This is a genomic window from Paenibacillus sp. MAEPY2, from assembly GCF_000499205.1.
In the GTDB taxonomy this organism is placed as follows: domain Bacteria; phylum Bacillota; class Bacilli; order Paenibacillales; family Paenibacillaceae; genus Paenibacillus; species Paenibacillus vandeheii.
The window spans coordinates 1-19394 of sequence record NZ_AWUK01000026.1; the positions used below are offsets into that span (position 1 = coordinate 1).

A 19394-nucleotide genomic window follows, 5' to 3' on the forward strand; every position below is an offset into this window, starting at 1 on the left:
TATAACTGTAATCTTAGTCCACCCATATAATAATAATTATGCTGAGTATAACAATACGGAAATAATTCAAAGAAAGACGTTAACCAAATTTCACCTCTACAATTACTTAGAAATGAAAAAAAAGTCGCCAGAAAGGCGACTCGTGTGATTCTTTATAGGGTTACCTCCGTCAATGCCGACATGTTTATTCCGATGTATGGGAGTTCCATTCCTCATACAAATCCGCTAGCAATGCCTGCACGAAAGGCGACCAATCGCCTGTCGTGTACAATTGAAGTCGATGCATAGCTCGCGTACATGCCGTATAAAGAAGCTTGCGTTCATTTTCTTGACCATACATCTCAGACGAAGCATCGTAGATCAAGACTGCATCGAACTCAACACCCTTGGCGAGATACACAGGAATGACCATTACGCCTTTTTCGAAGTTGAACGTCTCTTTAGTAATGAGCTGCAAATCTGCACCTCCTTGAATCCGTAACGATTCATGGGCCTTCTGGCTTTCGGCGGCAGTCTTCGTAATGACGGCAATGGAATCAAAGCCCTCTGCCTTTAGAGCAGCGATATTTGCCACCATTTGTGCAATTAGGTCATCTTTGTCGTTGAGCTTCGTCAACAGTGGCTTCTGGCCTTTTCTTTCAAATGGTACAATTTCATCTCCGTCTGGAAGCATCACTCTTGTAAATTCAACGATTTCTCTGGTTGAGCGATAACTGCGTACAAGGGAGATCAGATTGGTTTCGGCTTCGCCAAAGAGGCGGATCAGGGGTGAATCGGCTGCGGCCAAATTTGTAGCCTGTGTGAAGATCGCTTGCCCGAAATCGCCAAGCACCGTCATGCGGGCACGTGGAAACAACTTTTTGAGATATTCATATTGAAACGATGAATAATCCTGACCCTCATCAACGAAGACATACCGAATTTCCGTGTTTGTCCGGATGCCTTCAATCATTTCTTTTACATACAAATAGGGAGTCGCATCCTCATGAAACAACTCGTTCCGGTGCATGCTTTCCCTCGTTTGCTTGCATATCTCAGGCCACAGCGTGGGGGTAACAGCACCATTTGTTTTCTCCCGATAAGCAGCTTCGTCTACAAACAATTGTTCATATATGCCTTTGACATCTACAAATGAGAATTTCCTCACACTTTTCCTTAGCGGTTTAAAGCTTTCTTTCACGATCTTCCGGCGGAGCATATCTTCTTCCTTCCCGGCAAAGTCAAAGTCGCCTTCATCTTGCCGGCGCGTCTTGCTCATTATCTCACGAACTTTGGCATATTGCTCCGCAACGTCGAATACTTCCCTATCCTTATGCAGCACTCCGAACACTTCTGCATATTGCTCGGTGTCGAGATAATTCATTTCTTCCTGTACCCAAGGCGCCTCCCGTTCCATGCGTTCCAACATAGTCAGTTCATTTTGCAACCATTCCTGCAAGAGAACGACACGATTGGACAGCGGCAAGGAAAGATCATAACCGTAAAATTTTGCTCTGATCTGCTCTGCGGTAATCAAATCGTGGTCCCGAAACCGAATACTGTTGAATTGCATGCCTTCCCGACCCAGCCATATTCCATAGTTCTGCAAAGCGTGCAGGAAAGCATCGGAAGCTTTATACTCGATTCCCTGAAGACGAGCTTCATACCCTGGCGTTCCTTTTGCAGTCAGTACATACTCAATCTGATCAAAGGCATCCTCTGGCCGTAACGAAGATCCTAACCAATAGTCGAGATACTCTTGAAATGTGGTCTGCTGCATATTCTCTTCACCGAGCTCCGGAAGGACGGTGGAAATATAACTCGCAAACATCGGATTCGGTGAGAAAAGAACAATCTGATCAGCACTGATCGTTTGACGGTGTTTGTACAGCAAATACGCTACCCGCTGCAGGGCTGCGGAAGTTTTACCGCTGCCGGCCGTTCCCTGTACAATAAGCATCCGGCTTTTATCATCACGAATGATGGCATTTTGTTCCTTCTGGATGGTTGCCACGATACTCTTCATTTGCGAGTCGGCTCCTTTGCCAAGCACCTGCTGCAGCAAGTCGTCTCCAATCGTTTCACTCGCATCAAACATGTTCCGAATCTGACCATATTGAATTTGAAATTGCCGTTTGAGCTCCATCGTTCCGTCAATTCGTCCGATCGGCGTCATATAAGACGCCAGACCTGGGGAGGAGTCATAATACATGCTCGCAATCGGCGTACGCCAGTCATAGATCAGAAAGCTCAAGCCGTCTTCGTCGACGAAAGAGGATACCCCGATATAGATCTGCTCGCTGATGCCAAGCCCCTTCTCCTGGAAGTCGATGCGTCCGAAATAAGGAGACGGGAGCAGACGTTTCATGCTATTCCATTGCTGCGTCAAACGCTTGTGACCTCTTTCCCGCTCGGCCAATACCGCTGACTGCTGGTTAATCGTGTAAAAGGTCTCTTCGAAATCTTCATGAGTGCTTGTGTTAATCGTAACTTCTTCCCAAAACCGCTTGCGGATGTCCGCAGCCTGATCGTGCATTCCCGTAACTTCAGGCTCCAGTTCGGTAATTCTCGCCTGAAGTTTCTCTCTTACCCATTCCAACCGTTCCTGTTCCAATCGCCAATCCTTCGTTTCCATCTCTCCCAACACACTCCTTATTCCTTTTTTTGGGATGAAAAAGAGCATTGACAAATCAAAGTTCCAGATGTAAAATTAAATTAGGAATTAGAATGTATACACCTTTTATGTTGAATTGCCGATGACGCTAATGATTATATCATAGCGTTATTTCTTGTTCAATTTTTATTTTTGTATCTCCTGCCAGCTAGAAACAAAAGGGCAAGCGATCGCTTATGATCGCTTGCCCTTTTTGTCTTTTATTGGACGAAGATTACTAGTCTTCATTATGCTGCAGAAACAATGAAGCTAGAGCTGATAGTCCACTAATTACGCCGCATGCCAGGAAAGCAGCATGATATCCGGCCAGCTGTGAAGCTGCAGTTATATCACCTTGATTCGTTTGTCCCCCTGCCGCTATATGCGTCACCGTTACAAGTACCGCAATTCCGAGCGCGCCGCCGAGCTGGCGGGCTGTGTTTTGAAGTCCTGCGGCGATGCCGGAGTCTTGCGATGGAATGCCTGCAAGTACGGCATGAGTAGCTGTCATCAACATCAACCCCAAGCCACCTCCAATGAGCAAGCTCGGAAGAAGTAATTGAGTAACATAGTTCGGATGCATTGGCAGCTCATTTAACCAGATGAATCCAGCCGCAGCCAGAAGACCACCAAAGAATGGAAGCTTATGAAAGCCTGCATCTTCCAAACGCCGGGAAAGAATCGCGGCAATAGCTAGTATACTAGCCATCGGCAACAAAGCAAGACCTGTTTCAAACGGAGTGTAGCCTTCAATCTTTTGCAAGGTAAGTGAGAGAAAGTAGCGACAAGACAAGAGAAATAAAATTGCCCCTGGAATATTTCCAGGGGCATTTCGCAACAGGCTGAGCACTGCTGGAACGCAGTGCGGCAGTATGTAGCATCTTTATTTAATTGGAATCCAGATTTGCGGAGGATGACCCGGACCTGGATATACTTCTAGTTCGGGTATGCCCGCATGCTCATATGGATTCGAAGGGAACCATTCGGAAATAATTTGTTTCCATAGGCTCTGCATGCTCTCGGGCATCGGTCCTTGCACTTCAAATACACTCCATTTGCAAGGAGGGATCGTGAATGAGGCAAGTCCTTCCGGCACTTTACCTTCATAGGCTGTAGCAATCCAGTATTCCATTTGTTTCTCCTGGATTTCGCTCTGATCCACACAGACACCAAGTAATCCTTTGATCCCATCATTATTTAATTCAAATAAACGATCTTCCATACCACTCGTATATGCTTCTTGCCACATCTGCCCGATTCCTCGTAAATGTTTACCCTCTACATAGGAGAAAGTTTGCTTTATTCCAACTAACGTCATTCCGGGATGTTCAACAATTTTGTAATTCATGTGCTCTGCTCCTTTCAGACTGACTTGAATAACCAGACGATTATACGCTTTGACGGAGGTACTATTTTTACGTGCTTCACTAGGTGAAATTCCATGTAGTCTCCGAAAAGCTTTGGAAAAAGATTCAGGAGTGTCATAGCCATATTTGTACGCCAGATCAATGATTTTTTGATCGGTCAACAGAAGATCATTTGCCGCCAAAGTCAATCGTCTCCGCTTTATATATTCGCCGACAGTAACATCCGTTAACAACGCAAACGTACGTTGAAAATGAAAAGGAGAGATATGCGCTTGAGCCGATATCTGCTCGATAGTCATATTTTCCAGTAAGTGATCTTCCATGTATTGAATAGCTTGTTGTAATGATTCGATCCAGTTCATACGGTTAATCACTCCTTAATTTCAATAATAGACGAAGGGGTATGCAAGAGCCTGTCAGGATGTGCTTTGATTTGTCCGGTTAGGGTCTATGGATGAGAAGAACTTCACTTTATTATAACTTTATGGATATTCCTTTTGGAATCTATGGTGGAGATCTAAAATTCAGGACAAAAAACAAACAAAGAAAGCCGCTGTTTTAGCGACTTTCCATTGAAGTTGATAGATAAAATTAAACAATCTGATGAGTTCTCTACAATCGTGTTCTGAGCAATGGTAACTATCAACGTTGCTCCTGCACGAATTGCTAAATAGTTTTGAAGCTTCTTTGGTACAAACCTTACTTCACCGAAAGAAGGCTGTCCGAAATAAACTTCAACTGGCCTTCCAGTGATACAGGGTCGTTGTATGTGTCGGATGTCGGATCAAGCTGGAACACATTGCCTGCCTTGACTGAAGGTAGATTTTTCCACAGAGCATTATCGTAAACAATCTGCGGATCGCTTGTATCTCCCGACCACGGGCTGGTGAAGATGATGTCACCGGCATAATCCGTTAACACTTCCATCGAAATGGAGGCCCAACCTGTACCACTGTCAATCGCCTCTGTCTGAGCTTTGGCTGGGGCTTTAAGGCCAAATTCACCATAGATGATTTCGCCGCCACGACCGAAATTATGGCCGAAAACATACAATCCCTTGGTATATGGATTCAAGATCGAGACTGTGCGATTGCCTACGACCTCCTGCACCTTCGGCTTCAGCTCGTTAATCTGTGCTTCCCATTTCGTGATCCAGTCTTTCGCCGCATCTTCTCTATTCGTCAGCTTACCTAGTTCCAGCATGAGGTCTTTATAGTTGCGCTCACCATACTTGATCTGTACTACAGGTGCAATTTGTGACAACTGATCAATTCCTTCTGCACCTGTATAAACGATGATCAAGTCAGGCTTTAAGCTAACCAGTTGCTCGGCTGTTGGCTTCTCACCCAGATCTGTTGTACCTTCATTAGTCAGCTGATCCTTAATGTACTTGTTGTCCATCGCACCTGACAGCGCCCCGACTACCGGAGCGTCCAGAGCAACAAAGTATCCTGTCGAAAATGCAGTTAGATCGATAATGCGCTTAGGGTTTTTAGGAACTTGTACTTCTCCTGCATCCGATTGATACGCAATGGTTTCTCCTACTTCATCAGCTGATGCTGCATCAGTCGTTGTACCTGTCTCCGCAACTGCATTTGTGCTGGTCTCAGTCGCCTTATCCGTCGTTGCAGACTGGCTGCACGCACTCACTATGAGAAGGGCCATCAGTGCAAGCACAAGAAATATCGAATTAGTTCGTTTCAGCAAAATAAACCCATCCTCTTCATTGATATTGATAATCGTTATCAACGATATCACGATACGGATGATTTGACAAGATTATTTTACTAGGAACGCACCACCTTTAATAATTCCTCTGCTTGCCTGTAAATAACACAATAACGGGTTCACTTCGTCAAGCTTCCCTTTATTTCATTCCAAGTTGGATTATCTGCCTTACTGCGGGCAGGCAGCTCCCCTTTTTCAATCGCATCCCAATACTTCCAGTTCGGCTTCTCATTGCCTAATTCATAGTCCATCCCGTCCCACGTATCTTCACGAAATGCGTAGAAAGCCCAATGCCATCCATACTCATTAAAGATAGAAATCAGATCTGCCATGTAGCGATCTGCACCTTGAACCATTCGGTTCGTTCCGAATTCCGAAGCAATAATCCGGTTCGCAGGTATGTCATGATCTGATGCCCACTTGGCAACTGGCTCAACAAATTGTTTGAGAGCCTGGCGGTTAAACTCTTTTTCAGTCTGGTCATTCCCGACCTTTACACTTCCCGGATAAGAGTACGTAAATCCTTTTTTCTTGTTTTGGCTTGTCATTTCATAAGGCTCGTACATATGAAAAGCATACAGCACGTTAGGATCATCAATCGGCTTCAAATACGTAAAGGCCCAAGGCGTTGCATAGAGTCCAGAATCTACAATAATGGGGGTCGTCTGGTCAACCGTCCGGATCTCTTTTACGATTGTGTCATAGAGTGAATTCAGATCCGCTGCGGTATGTTCCACTTTGGTATACCACTCCAAATAATCCTGTGTCCAGAAGTCGTGGAAGCCCGTTGCCGTTTCCGGATGAGGCTCATTAATCAGGTTATAGCCGATGACGGCAGGATGATTCTTCAATCGTGTCGCAAGATCCTTCCAGAACTGAGCAGCTTGCTTGTGATATTCAACATCATTCCAGATCCGATCATCATTTTTGGCTCCATTGAACTGTCGCCAACGGTCTCCCGGCAAACTAAGCACTGTAACCACAACCTTCATCCCTTTAGCCTCGGCGGCATCCAGGTCCGCTTTGAGGCGGGCAAAATCCGCTTCCACGATACCTTCGTACTTATCCGAGCTCCCGATCAAAAAATCTGCATTCATATGTTTATCCGGCTGATCGTTAAACAAAAAATCCCGATCTTTGCTCCACTTATCCGGCGCGAGCCGGACGAACGCTATGCCTTCATCCTTGGCCGCTTCATAGTTTTCGGGAAGAGACGTGGAATTCATAAAATTTGTCCCTTTCCGCTGTTCATTCCAATAGCTCATTTTCTCTGAAGCAACTGCGGCCTTCTCCTCCTGATGGCTGTTCATCCCTGAAACCTCCAATGGTTTCGGAGAGGCTGAGTTAGAACTACAACCAGCCAATGCAACCATAATGACCGCCGAGAGTAAAACATTTTTTCCGATTGGCCAACTCGATTTCGTTGATATTTTCTTCATAATCAATCACCTCGATAGCCATCTTACCCGTTGTCTGTTACACCAATATGACAAAACGCTCTATTAACCAATCGGTGTCCCATCGAGCAGTTCGATATCTGGTTTTAATTGAACAACATCACCTTTTTGGGGTATTCCTCCCAGAACCAATACTCCTGAATTGAAACCGGCGATTCGACGAGGCACGGATTTTGCCCAAAAATACACTGCCATTCCAACTGCTATTACTTAAAACCAACATTAAGTCCATATACCGGATGAGGTACATAATGCTCTTCCAGACATGCAATTTCTTCAGAAGTTAACGTAATCGCCAGAGCCTCAGCTGCATTTTCGAGATGGGATATCTTCGTAGCGCCAATGATTGGAGCTGTAACCGGATCCTTGTGCAGTAACCAGGCAAGGGCGATTTGGACCCGGGGAACGCCGCGTTTTTCTGCGATATCTGCAACCTGCTCTACCACCAACCGATCGGTACTGGCTGTTGCATCGTATTTTGCCTTTTGCACCTGATCCGTCTCAGAACGTTTTGTCGTTTCCGCCCAATCTCTGGTCAGTCGACCAGAAGCAAGCGGACTATATGGAATCACACCGATTTTCTCTTCCTGACAAAGAGGCATCATTTCTCTTTCCTCTTCACGGTAGATCAGATTATAGTGGTTTTGCATTGATACAAAACGGGTCCATCCATTTTTCTCAGCGACATATAAAGCCTTTTGGAATTGCCATGCGGACATGGCAGAAGCGCCAATATATCTTGCCTTCCCTGCTTTCACCACATCATGTAATGCTTCCATAGTCTCTTCGATCGGGGTATGGTTGTCCCAACGGTGAATTTGATACAGATCCACATAATCGGTTCCCAGTCTCTTGAGGCTCTTGTCGATCTCACTCATAATTGCTTTTCGAGAAAGTCCAGCGCCATTCGGACCATCATGCATGCGGGAAAACACTTTTGTCGCAAGGACAATTTCATCCCGATTTGCATAGTCCTTGAGAGCCCGCCCCAGGATCTCCTCACTTGTTCCACCTGCATATACATTTGCCGTATCAAAGAAATTAATGCCGATCTCCAAGGCTTTTTGAATGACGGGACGACTATGCTCCTCATCCAATACCCATTGATGAAATCCACGCCCTGGTTCACCAAAACCCATGCAGCCAAGACAAAGCCGAGATACATCCATACCTGTATTTCCTAATTTAACATATTCCATTAGTTAATCCTCTCCTCAGTTCTTTTTGGTTGCTACAACGTCGTACCCATGAGTCAAGAATAACAAGAAAACAGATACGTTTCTTTGCTATTAAGTTCATCTGATTTGTTTATTTAGCCCATTTGTCTCTATAGATAAACAAAAAAGCGCTTCACGACATTTTATCGCGAAGCGCTTTACACAGGAACGTTACCTAACGATAACTATCTTTTCTAAAGGCTGAAGAGGTCCAGATGAGCTTATTTTATCTATTCCACACTGTGCTTGCATTGCAGCCTATACTCCGACGGTGGAAGCCCGAAATGAAGTTTGAATACTTTGGAAAAATGGGCAACGTTTTCGAAACCTGTTGAAAAACAGACATCCGTGACAGACAGAGACGTCTCTGCCAGCAGTTTTTTGGCTTTATACAGTCTCTGATTACGAATATATTTCAGAGGTGAAGTATGGTATACAGCCTGAAAGTCCCTTTTGAAGGTAGACAGGCTTCTGCCGGACAAATAAGCCAGATCACTTATGGATATGGGATTGGTGATATTCTCCTCTATCATTTTGCCGAAGTTACTGTTTTTATCATGATTCGGCTGTAGGAGTTGCTGTAAGAAATGCTCATTGGCATTCGCCAGATGAAACAGGAGTTCCATGAATTTGATCCGTACCAGCCCGTCATTTACCTCTTCCGGTGTTTCAAAATAGGGTTTCAATGACGTTATATAAGAGCGAGTGAGCTCATTGACCGGAATAACGGATACTGGAATGAACTCATTTACGATCTCTGTCGGTTTGAAACCAGAGAACTGAACAAATTCCTCAAGCATATTTTCGTTCAGGAAAAACATCATGTAGTCCAGCATGAATTCAGAGCCGGGTTCTCCCGACTTTATGTAATCAATTCGAATGGATTTGTGAAGAAAAACCATTTCATTACTGCGCACGGTGTATTCCTGATCCTTGAATCGAACCGTGTACACGCCAGATATGACGAACAGCAACATGTGTTCTTTCAGAAAATAGGAACCTGTTGTCCCTTGTGTGTGCAAGCAAAATTTAATGACGGATAACCCGTTCTGCTTTAAGCTTCCTTGCTTGTCTGGTGCACGTTCCAGCTCTTGTGGTGCCTTGATGACATTTTTGCTTCTCACGGACATGAGCAGACCCGCCTTTTTAGCTTTTCATTATAGAATAACAGGAAACAGAGTCACGTTCGACACACTGTATATTGACCTTATAAGTCGATTCTACAGCCTCACCTTTTAACATTTGAAATAATACGTGTCCGGCCAGGGATCCGGCATCTGTTTTGGGTTGTCGAAAAGTGGTAAGCGGTGGATTTAGGTATTCGGATAAATGTATGTTGTCAAAACCGATGATGGATAGATCTTCGGGTATGGAGACCTGATTTTCTTTAAATGCCTGCAAGCCTCCAATGGCCATTTCATCATTTGCAAAAAAGACTGCGGTTGGAAGTTCTCCTTCCAATAACATCTTGGCTGCGTTGTAGCCGCCTGTTTTTATAAATTGTCCGCCTAATCTCCAATTCTTATTCTCTTCCATTCCTGCTTCATGCATAGCTCTCAAATAACCCTGATATCGCATCAAATTGCAGTCCGAACTTAAAGGTCCACTGATATACGCTATTGCACGGTGCCCTTTATCCAGCAGGAAACGGGTTGCCATATAACCACCCTGCTCATCATCCATCAGAACATTTACTATATGTTCACTGTGCAGTTCCCGATCCATCACAACAATAGGAAACTCCGTGTCAGCAGCCTGCAGCAACAATTCATCTTCAATATTTTCAGCGATTACAATCACGCCGTCCAGCCTTCTCTCCCTGATGAAGCGTGCGGCTGTCGATCGTTCTCCACCTAAAGAACTGCATACGATCAGGTCATATCCCTGACTTATGGCGACGGATTCAATCGCACTGACCAATTCGGAAAAATAGGGGACGGACATATCGTGAACAATAATACCGATGGTTTGTGTATTTTTTCGCTTTAATTCGGATGCGGCTCCATGCTTGATGTAATTAAGCTCATTTGCCGCTGCAAGTACTTTCTGTCTTGTGTGCTCACTTACATATTTCTTGCCGTTAAGTACACAGGATACGGTTGAACTTGCGACACCCGCTAACCTTGCTACATCTTTAATCGTTATCATGAAATACTCCCCAAGAAGACTGTTATTGGTTCACTAGTAAATGCATTTTATCTCATTCACCGCATTTTAACACGTCATCTTGGGAAATGCACAAAAAGATACAATCGATCAAAAATTTCAAGGATATATTATAGATCAGGTCCAAATACAAGATTCGCGGACTGTTTGGCTTGTTCAATAACCTCCATCACCTTCTCACTATGCTTAAGCATAGCGGTAACCTTCTCCAGATCTTGCTCACGGATTATACGCTCGAATTCAACAAACTCGTCATACATCCGATGAGGGTGATCCTTATGATCTACTCGAACCAGTGTTTCCATATGAAGCGCTAGATCAAAGGATTCGCATTTATTCGCCGAGCTCGTCATGTGGATATATCCTTTATTACCTTGTATGTTCATTGCATTGGGAGCTGAGCTGTCTTTAGAGCCTATACAAACGCACTTGAATTCACCATAGTCCAGAAGCAACATGCCTGAAGTATCAATCCCGCGTTCCATATTAGCCCAGTAATCGACCTTCTGCGGGCTCCCGAAAAGCCCCACGACCAGATGAATATTATATAAATTAATGTCCATTAAGGCTCCACCAGACATTTCCGGATTAAATACCGGCAGCACTTCTCCAGCCTGGAAAGCAGCATAGCGGGATGAATATTGGGAATAGTTGCACTCCACGATTTTGATGTCACCCAGCTTGGGCAAGTACTCCTTCATGGACAAATAATTCTTCAAGTATTGGTTTGAGATGGCTTCAACCAACACAAGCTCATTTTGCTGTGCAATCTCTTTGAGTTCAAGAAATTCTTGCAGATTGGAAGTGAACGGCTTCTCACAGATGACATGTTTGCCACCCAATAACGCTTCTTTGGCATAGGCATAATGAAGATGATTTGGAAGTCCGATATAGATCGTATCTACTTCGTCATTGGCAATCATATCGCCATATTCCGAATATATACGCGTAATACCATACTGCTCTTGCAGAGACAGCAATTGTTCCAAATGACCGGGTCTGGAGCATATGGCCTCCAACGTAATCGCAGGAATTTCATGAATAAAGCTTAATAGATCCCTTACAATCATTCCGGCTCCGACAATTCCTAATTTCATGTTAGTTACACTCCTTCATATCTTTTTCCAATATTTCAATAACTGCTATGTTTTCTTTGTATTGAATCACTAACCTATGGTCAACATATGAATTCCCCCTGAACCTCTTTTTCAATTATTATAGAAGAACAAAATCCTCCATAGGAGCTTTGAAGAAATTACGGTACTTTTGACCACTGTTATGTATTCCTAATGCCCTTTTTTCAAACAAAATGTTTACTGAACGCTCTACATCAACGTTATTTCAATGAATCCGGGGTGAACCTTTTGAAAATATTGACTCAATTAACAGACATGACCAACTTTACACCAAATGAAAAAAGCATTGCATCTTATATTCTGACGCATAAGGAGCTCATGCTTCAATTCAATATTCAAGAGCTTGCCAAAGCTACATACACATCACATTCTGCCATTAACCGATTGACTCATAAGCTTGGACTGACGGGGTTCAAGGAGTTCAGCATTAAGCTTGCTCGAGAGTTTCAGCAGGATGCTCAGAACATCTCCAATATCGATCCCAATTATCCATTCGCTCTTGGTGAATCCTCACTCCAGGTAGCAAAAGATATTGCTGAATTAATGAAAGAAACGATTGAGAAAAACTTTGCCTTTATGGATGAAACCTCTCTATCAGAAGCAGCACATTTGCTGGATCAGGCGAAACGAATTTTCATCTATGCATTGGGTGATTCTCAAATTCGCGCGAAGAGCTTTCAAAATAAACTGATTAAAATCAATAAATACGTCGTGATCACAACAGAGCTATTCGAATGGGCCTACCACACCATCAATCTGACGACACAGGATTGCGCCATTTTTTTGACCTACCATGAAAAATCGCCCATTTTCCTAAAAGCAGCTCAACATTTCTCGCGAGAAAAAATTCCATTCATCACGATTACCGCTAATCATCAAAGTGAGTTGGCCAAAATGAGTACGATCTGTATTCAGGTGCCGAATGATGAAACAAAACACGCAAAGATCGGTACATTTTCATCACAAATTGCCTTCGATTACGTATTAAACGTGATTTACTCCTGTATTTTTCAAATCGACTACACCAAAAACATGCAAATGACTACATATTCGTTGAAGAATTTCCATTTGGAAGAGTAATTCGCATTCATGTGATACGCCTGCATTGCATCATAAAGCTTCTGGGAGATGGGAGATATCGCCCTCCCCTCACTTGTTCGCAACCGATTGGTTTATGCGACGGCCGAAAAGGCCAGTGTTGATTGAAAAGAATGCTAAATACACCCCTCAGAATTTCATCGGTAACCTGACGGTTTATCCAATGTCTATTCTAAGGGGTGCATTTCACTGATCTTAAAAAGGGTTTTAATTTGGCATTTTAGAGTACTTTCTCTAGGAAGCTGATCGTGCGCTCATTCTTCGGATTTCCGAATATCTCTTCGGGAGTCCCTTGTTCTACGATAAATCCACCATCCATGAAGATAACCCGATCCGCCACTTCACGGGCGAACCCCATCTCATGGGTGACGATCATCATCGTCATGCCTTCGCTCGCAAGATCTTTCATTACACCGAGTACTTCGCCTACCATTTCGGGGTCAAGCGCCGATGTTGGTTCGTCGAATAACATAACATCCGGGTTCATGGCAAGCGCCCTTGCGATAGCTACACGTTGTTTTTGTCCGCCTGATAGTTGATTTGGATAGCTGTCTGCTTTATCCGACAAACCAACACGATCAAGCAAACGAAGTGCGGTATCGCGAGCTTCTTTTTCATTTAATATCCCCAGTTCTCTGGGTGCAAACATGATATTTTTAAGCACGCTGAAATGGGGAAACAGGTTAAAATGCTGAAATACCATGCCAATATTTTCCCGTGCTTTGTTAATGTTCGTTTTGGGATCATTCAGATCCCGATCATCCACAATAACCCGTCCAGCCGTAATCTCATCTAATTGGTTAATGCAACGCAAAAACGTACTTTTGCCCGAACCTGAAGGTCCGATGACACAGACAACCTCACCCTCGAGGACGGACATATCGATTCCCTTTAGAACCTGATTCGAACCGAAACTTTTCTTTAATCCTTCAACCATAATTTTACCCACGACGAACCTTCACCTCCAGATAATCAGCGATTTTAGTCAATGTGATGATAACAATCAGGTACATGACCGCAACAGTCAACCAAATGTCAAAAGAGGCGAACGTTCTTGCGATGACAATTTTACCGGATTGCGTCAACTCCACAAGGCCAATGACGGATAAGATCGACGTATCTTTCAGTGTAATGACCATCTGATTAATAAATGAAGGGATCATAACCCGTATGGCTTGAGGAATTACGATCTTTATCATTGCTTTACGATAAGGAAGACCCAGTGAACGGGCGGCTTCCATCTGTCCACGGTCAATCGATTGAATCCCGCCACGAATAATTTCGGTTACGTATGCCCCTGCGTTCAGACTCAGTGTCAGAATGGCGGCCAGGAACAGCGGCATCGTAAAGCCCATAGCCTGCGGAATCCCGAAATAGATAAAGAACGCGAGGACAATCAACGGAATTCCGCGGAAGATGTCTACAAAGACCGTAGCAACCCCACGAAGGAATTTATTTTGTCCCACTTTCATAAAGCCAAATATCAAGCCGATGATAAAGGCAAAAAACAGAGATACAATCGTATATAAGAGTGTGTTTCCCAAACCTTTGAACAGCGAAGGAAGCGATTTCTGAATCAATTCCCAGCGACCCAGGTTAGCAGTTGGAGCATTTTCACCAAGATATTTTTCAGTAATGCGCTCATATTCACCATTAGCCTTGATATTCGTCAAACCTGTATTAAACATCTCAAGTAGTTCCTGATTCTTACCCTTGCTTACCGCAAATCCGTAGGAGGCTCCCTCTTCTTTCTTCGTAACGATTTTCAAACCGTTGTTTTGGTTCACCCCATAGGCCAATACGGGATGATCTTCAAAACAGGCTACGGAATTTCCGGTTTTCACATCATCATACATTTGCGCAGAATCATCAAACGGAACGATCGTAAAGCCGTATTTGGAGGATATCGACTCTGCGAAACTGTATCCTTCTGTCCCTGTTTTCACGGCAACCTTTTTTCCTCGAAGGTCTTCATAACTTTTCACGGTATCGTTATTTGCGCTAATACCCATTACAACGCCTGATGGATAATAAGATTCTGAGAAATCAAACTTTTGTTTTCGTTCATCTGTGATACTCATCCCGGCAATGACGCCATCCACCTGATTGGACTCAAGAGCTTGCACAGCAGCATTGAATCCCAGGGCTTTAATTTCATACTTGAAATTTTGGTCCTTTGCAATGGCATCGAGCAAATCCATGTCGATACCCACAAAATCTCCATTCACATCTTGATATTCAAACGGTGCAAATGTAATGTCCGTGCCGATCACATACGTTTTTCCTGAATTGGAGTTTGCATTGGCATCCCCCGACCATCCGGATAACCCCGCTACTAGGAGCAGAATTAGTGATAGTACAAAAAATGAGACCTTGGTTTTTTTCATATGTCCTCCTCATCTCGGTGTTCTCCGAATTCTGATCATTTTCTTGTCGTTCATGTTACTCTCGTACATTTTCAGGTGTCTTCACACATTATATTGTTATTATTTGCAGGATATTAACAAATTAACAATCAATGCTCTCCCTTACACTCTTCACTTTCCTCCGCAACGTTATATTTTACATCCATTTAAAGATCCACGTTATATTTACCCTTCAGGACAGCTTTTAAAAACCTAAATTCAACTTAAATAAAAAAGTCGCCATATAGGCGACTCTATAACAGATGATATTATGATCTTCCCATAACAATTGCCAAAGGATTTTAATCTTTCTTTATTAGATTGAACACTTCGAATTATTCTTCAGCAAAAAATTTTGAAAGAGGATTTTCCACTTTTTTCTCCAGAGCTACCTTGCCGGTCTTATCAAGTACATAGTACTGATAATAAGCATTCGTGAATCCAATGGATTCCTGCATTTTCATCATAAACGATTCAAGACTGCCACCGCTAAGAAGATCTTCATTCCAGAAATAGTGCAGCATTAAGCGATTCTGATTATAAGGATGTTTGATTATATACGCTCCGGCTGCCGACGGTTGATTCATGGTCGTCTTCCATTGAAAGCCGATACGGGTGGCACGGTCCATGATGCTGGGTTTCAAAGCTTGTACAAAACCATTGGATTTGGCATTACCAATTACAATCAGATTGCTGGTGGCCAGCTCCTTTTTCATTTTTTGCTTTAATACCGAACGGTCCCGAATCACGTCATACTTCACTCCGCTCAAATCCAGAAGAGTTGTCAATTGGTTAACCATAGCTTCCTGTTGTTTGCTCGCTGACTTGCTAACCTGATCACTCAGCACAATGGCTAATGGCTCACCTTGAAGGGTTTTATCCATCACGCGGCTCATGGTTTCAAAAGGTAAATTCGGAACCTGAGTTAAGGCTGATTCATACAGCAATTGAAATTGATCATGCAGATATGCAGCTTTCTCCTCCTTGGACAGTTGATATTCAGACTTCAGCACAAAATTGGGCTCATACAAAGCCGTCTTCATTTCCTTTCTCGCCTCTTCCCCCAGTACATCTTCTATAGTTTGGAGAAATCGGTCAATCGTCGCGTTTTGATACACATAGCGTTTAAAATACTCTTTCATAAATGCATCAAATTTCTCTTCCCCGACGGAGCGGTACAATTGGTATATCGCTTGGCGGCCTTTATCGTAATAGACAGGACTTGCCAAATCTCCTACCTCGTCATTGGTTGAAGCAATGGCCTTATCCACAGTGGAATCGTCAAATTGGATGGATTTAAAGCCATTCAACTTATCTCCCAGCTTCTCAGCAAAGTAAACTTTGGAAAAATCCGCAAAGCCTTCATCCAGGAATGACTCCGTCTCCGAATCATTTCCGATTAACGCATGGAACCACTGATGTGCAATTTCGTGGACAAATACCGTGTCCTGTTCAGGAGCCGCGTTTATTCCGATTTGTCCCATTTGAATGGCCCTAGAATACTCGATAGCCACACCTTCCACATACGATTCAACAATGCGGAATTCAGGATAAGGGTATTTACCGTATTTGTCGCTGAAAAAATCAATGGCTTTGAATGCTTGGTCAATATATCCATCAACGATCTTTTTCTTACCTGGCTGGTTATCAAAGTAATAATACTCTACTGTGAGGCCATTCCGGGTTACGCTGTCCACTTTGAAGTTGGGGCTGGCAAAGAAAACAAACTCCCTTGTATTCTTTGCCACGGTGGATACCACTTTCCGTCCTTTCTCCACGTCATCTTGTGTTGTTAACGCACCAGGCATCATTACCTGATATTGATCGGGAACATTGAACTGAACTTCATAATCCGCGGACGTATAATAATCCGTTTCAAAGGTTTGACTATATGGTTTGCTATCCCATTCATGCTTGGCCTCGTTATAAACTGACATTACAGGGAACCAGTGAGCCCCATTAATAATATCTTTGTAATACGACAAGCGCTGTGAGCCATAGGGAATCTTCAGATTGAAATGGACTTGAACCGAAACGGATTCTCCGGGCTGAATAGGCTGCGCCAGTTTCACCTTCAGGGCTTGGTTTTTATTACTAAAATCAAGGGCTTGCCCACCGGTCGTCACCTTCTCAATATCAATGCCTCCAAGAAAGTCTTCCGGCTTCTTATCAGGATTATTTTTGCTGATTTCTTCATTTGAACGTGTAAACATGGTCGTCTGTGTCGACTTCGAAAGGTTGGCATCCGCGTAAGTATGAAGAACCAGCTGATTCAATGTATCTTTGCTTGTATTTCGGTAAGTAATGGATTCATTGCCCTGAATCGTCATCTTCTTCTCATCCAGCCGGGCTTGAATTCGGTATTGAATAGGCGCCTGAGCATTAACGTCTTCTGTGGCTTGTGAAATAGCAGATACAGGAGATGCTTGAGCAGCAGCACTACCCGTACTTATTAATGGGCATGCGGTCAGAATCAAAGCGAGTGCGGTGACTGCTGTTATTTTGACTCGATTGGATGTTAAGGAACGTGAATGATTGATATAAATCTCTCCCTCGAATGATTTTTGAAGCACAAATGCAAGTATAGGAGACCAACCTTACACTGATTTAATGTGTATCTTAAATTTCGTTTAAAAAAAGTGGCTATTTGTATTAAATGAGCATGATGAACGATTATCCAGGTTGGGAGAAGTCGGTTTTCGTTATGCTCCGTCCTTTTTTCAGTTACTCATAATGATTAATTTAACGCTATAACACCTGCGTTCCTGAAATTCTCTGGCGTCGTACGGTCATCAAGATTAAAGATGCAGCTAATATCGTCAGGATGATTCCGAGCGTTTGGAAACCGATAAAACTGAAAGTATCTCCCATGACAATGCCAATCAACAATGACGACAAAATAGTACCCAGATATCTCGATGTATTAAAAATACCCGATGCGACACCAATCATTTCTCCGGGTGTGCTCTTAAACAATGCCGCCTGCATACCGACACTGTTCAACCCGTTACTTATACCAAATACAGCTAGGGGCATGATTACATTCACAACCGGCGAAGCTTTATCCAATATCACAATCATGATGGACCCGAGCGTCATTAACACGGCAGAAACGATCAAGGCTGGTCGTGTCCCTGATTTGTCAATCCAGCGTCCTGCTAGAGGAGAGCTGATGAGTGAACATAAACCGAGGGTGAGCATGATTATTCCTGTATGAACTTCGTTGAGATGGCGAACCTGCTGCAAATAAGATGGTATGCCAAAAAACAGAGCGTAAAACAGAGTGTTAACCAGCATAAATTGTACATTTACCCATGTCATCTCGGGATGTTTGGCAAATACCCGAAGCGGAATAAAGGGGGACGCCGTTTTCCATTCATGCCGTATAAAAGTCGCTAATGCAATCAAACCGACTCCGCCTACCATAAGATGCCATGTTGAAAGATGTCCGGTTGAATTAACTGAAAGCAAGCTCATTAGCAGAGTTACCAAAGCGATTGTGAACAAAAGTATGCCTGGCGCATCAATCAGCAGGAACCATTTCCTGATGGAAAAGTCATGGTTGGATTTGAGTGCTCCATCTTTGGGAATCGTTTTCCAACCGATTATAAAGCTTGCGATTACCAATGGAATATTCACAAGGAAAATGCTTGGCCAGTCCCACCAGTGAATCAATACACCACCAATAAAAGGGCCTACCGCTGCTGCACCAGACAGAAACATTGCGAGGACTGACAAGGCGGCAGCCTGTTTCTCAGTAACATGGATTTTTACAATCGCCATGCCAACGGCTACCATCATGCTTGTGCCAACAGATTGAATGATGCGGATTACGATGAGCCATGAAAAATTTGGAGATAACGGAGCTAACATGGAGGAAACGAAGGCAACAACAAGACCAGTAAGGAATATCTTTCTGCGGCCGAACAGATCACTGCACTTGCCCATGACAGGTTGAGCCACAGCACTGGCAATGTAAAAGGAAAAAATGATCCACGAAACTGCTGTAACATCAAGTAGATATACTTGTTGAAGTCTTGCAATCGCTATAGATATCATGGAGGAATTTAACGGATTCAGCATGATTCCCAAGCCGACAGCTGACATTAACCATATATTTCGAGTGTTCATTATGTGTGCACCTCCTTCATCTGTTGTCATCTTAATGGAATTTCTTTATTTATTCCA

At 43.5% G+C, this 19394-nt stretch carries 14 protein-coding genes and 1 pseudogene; 1 reads left to right on the forward strand and 14 read right to left on the reverse strand.

What is annotated here, in order from left to right; all coding sequences use genetic code 11:
• Positions 1-184: 184 nt before the first annotated feature.
• The 10 genes and pseudogenes from helD to P364_RS0118975 form a co-directional block, all read right to left on the reverse strand.
• Positions 185-2614: an RNA polymerase recycling motor HelD gene (gene helD, locus P364_RS0118935; protein WP_024631652.1), complete on the reverse strand. Its 2430-nt coding sequence runs from the start codon at positions 2612-2614 to the stop codon at positions 185-187.
• 256 nt (positions 2615-2870) lie between these two features.
• Entirely contained in the window at positions 2871-3425 is a 555-nt protein-coding gene (locus P364_RS0118940) for an MFS transporter (protein WP_052016682.1), read from the reverse strand.
• 90 nt (positions 3426-3515) lie between these two features.
• Positions 3516-4361, reverse strand: coding sequence for an AraC family transcriptional regulator (locus P364_RS0118945; protein ID WP_024631654.1), 846 nt, complete (start codon positions 4359-4361; stop codon positions 3516-3518).
• Positions 4362-4698: 337 nt separating this feature from the next.
• A complete protein-coding gene (locus tag P364_RS0118950; protein WP_029881100.1) occupies positions 4699-5706 on the reverse strand; it encodes an ABC transporter substrate-binding protein in 1008 nt (335 codons plus the stop codon).
• 140 nt (positions 5707-5846) lie between these two features.
• Positions 5847-7037 carry a glycoside hydrolase family 5 protein gene (locus P364_RS0118955; RefSeq protein WP_024631656.1) on the reverse strand — a complete coding sequence of 397 codons (1191 nt, stop codon included), beginning with the start codon at positions 7035-7037 and terminating at the stop codon, positions 5847-5849.
• Positions 7038-7229: 192 nt separating this feature from the next.
• Positions 7230-7349 (reverse strand): annotated as a pseudogene (locus P364_RS38275) (tRNA-binding protein); the annotation flags it as partial.
• A 41-nt stretch (positions 7350-7390) separates the two neighbouring features.
• The gene (locus P364_RS0118960; RefSeq protein ID WP_024631657.1) at positions 7391-8383 is read right to left on the reverse strand and encodes an aldo/keto reductase; all 993 of its coding nucleotides are present in this window, start codon (positions 8381-8383) and stop codon (positions 7391-7393) included.
• Positions 8384-8631: 248 nt separating this feature from the next.
• Positions 8632-9531, reverse strand: a complete 900-nt coding sequence (locus P364_RS0118965) for a helix-turn-helix domain-containing protein (RefSeq protein ID WP_024631658.1) — start codon at positions 9529-9531, stop codon at positions 8632-8634.
• 16 nt (positions 9532-9547) lie between these two features.
• Complete coding sequence (locus P364_RS0118970) at positions 9548-10549, reverse strand: LacI family DNA-binding transcriptional regulator (protein ID WP_024631659.1); 1002 nt, start codon at positions 10547-10549, stop codon at positions 9548-9550.
• A gap of 128 nt (positions 10550-10677) precedes the next feature.
• Positions 10678-11664: a Gfo/Idh/MocA family protein gene (locus P364_RS0118975; RefSeq protein ID WP_024631660.1), complete on the reverse strand. Its 987-nt coding sequence runs from the start codon at positions 11662-11664 to the stop codon at positions 10678-10680.
• Between the two features lie 267 nt (positions 11665-11931).
• On the opposite strand from P364_RS0118975, the gene P364_RS0118980 reads away from it, so the two are divergent.
• Positions 11932-12783 (forward strand): MurR/RpiR family transcriptional regulator, encoded by an 852-nt coding sequence (locus P364_RS0118980; protein ID WP_024631661.1) that lies wholly within the window; start codon positions 11932-11934, stop codon positions 12781-12783.
• Between the two features lie 238 nt (positions 12784-13021).
• Here the strand turns inward: P364_RS0118980 and P364_RS0118985 are convergent, their stop codons facing one another.
• From P364_RS0118985 to P364_RS0119000, 4 genes are all read right to left on the reverse strand, one after another.
• On the reverse strand, positions 13022-13738 hold the full coding sequence (locus P364_RS0118985) for an amino acid ABC transporter ATP-binding protein (protein WP_373456367.1): 717 nt from the start codon (positions 13736-13738) through the stop codon (positions 13022-13024).
• 4 nt (positions 13739-13742) lie between these two features.
• Positions 13743-15188 carry an amino acid ABC transporter substrate-binding protein/permease gene (locus tag P364_RS0118990; protein ID WP_024631663.1) on the reverse strand — a complete coding sequence of 482 codons (1446 nt, stop codon included), beginning with the start codon at positions 15186-15188 and terminating at the stop codon, positions 13743-13745.
• Positions 15189-15541: 353 nt separating this feature from the next.
• Complete coding sequence (locus P364_RS0118995; RefSeq protein WP_024631664.1) at positions 15542-17746, reverse strand: M1 family metallopeptidase; 2205 nt, start codon at positions 17744-17746, stop codon at positions 15542-15544.
• A gap of 208 nt (positions 17747-17954) precedes the next feature.
• Positions 17955-19337, reverse strand: a complete 1383-nt coding sequence (locus P364_RS0119000; RefSeq protein WP_024631665.1) for an MFS transporter — start codon at positions 19335-19337, stop codon at positions 17955-17957.
• Positions 19338-19394 lie beyond the last annotated feature (57 nt).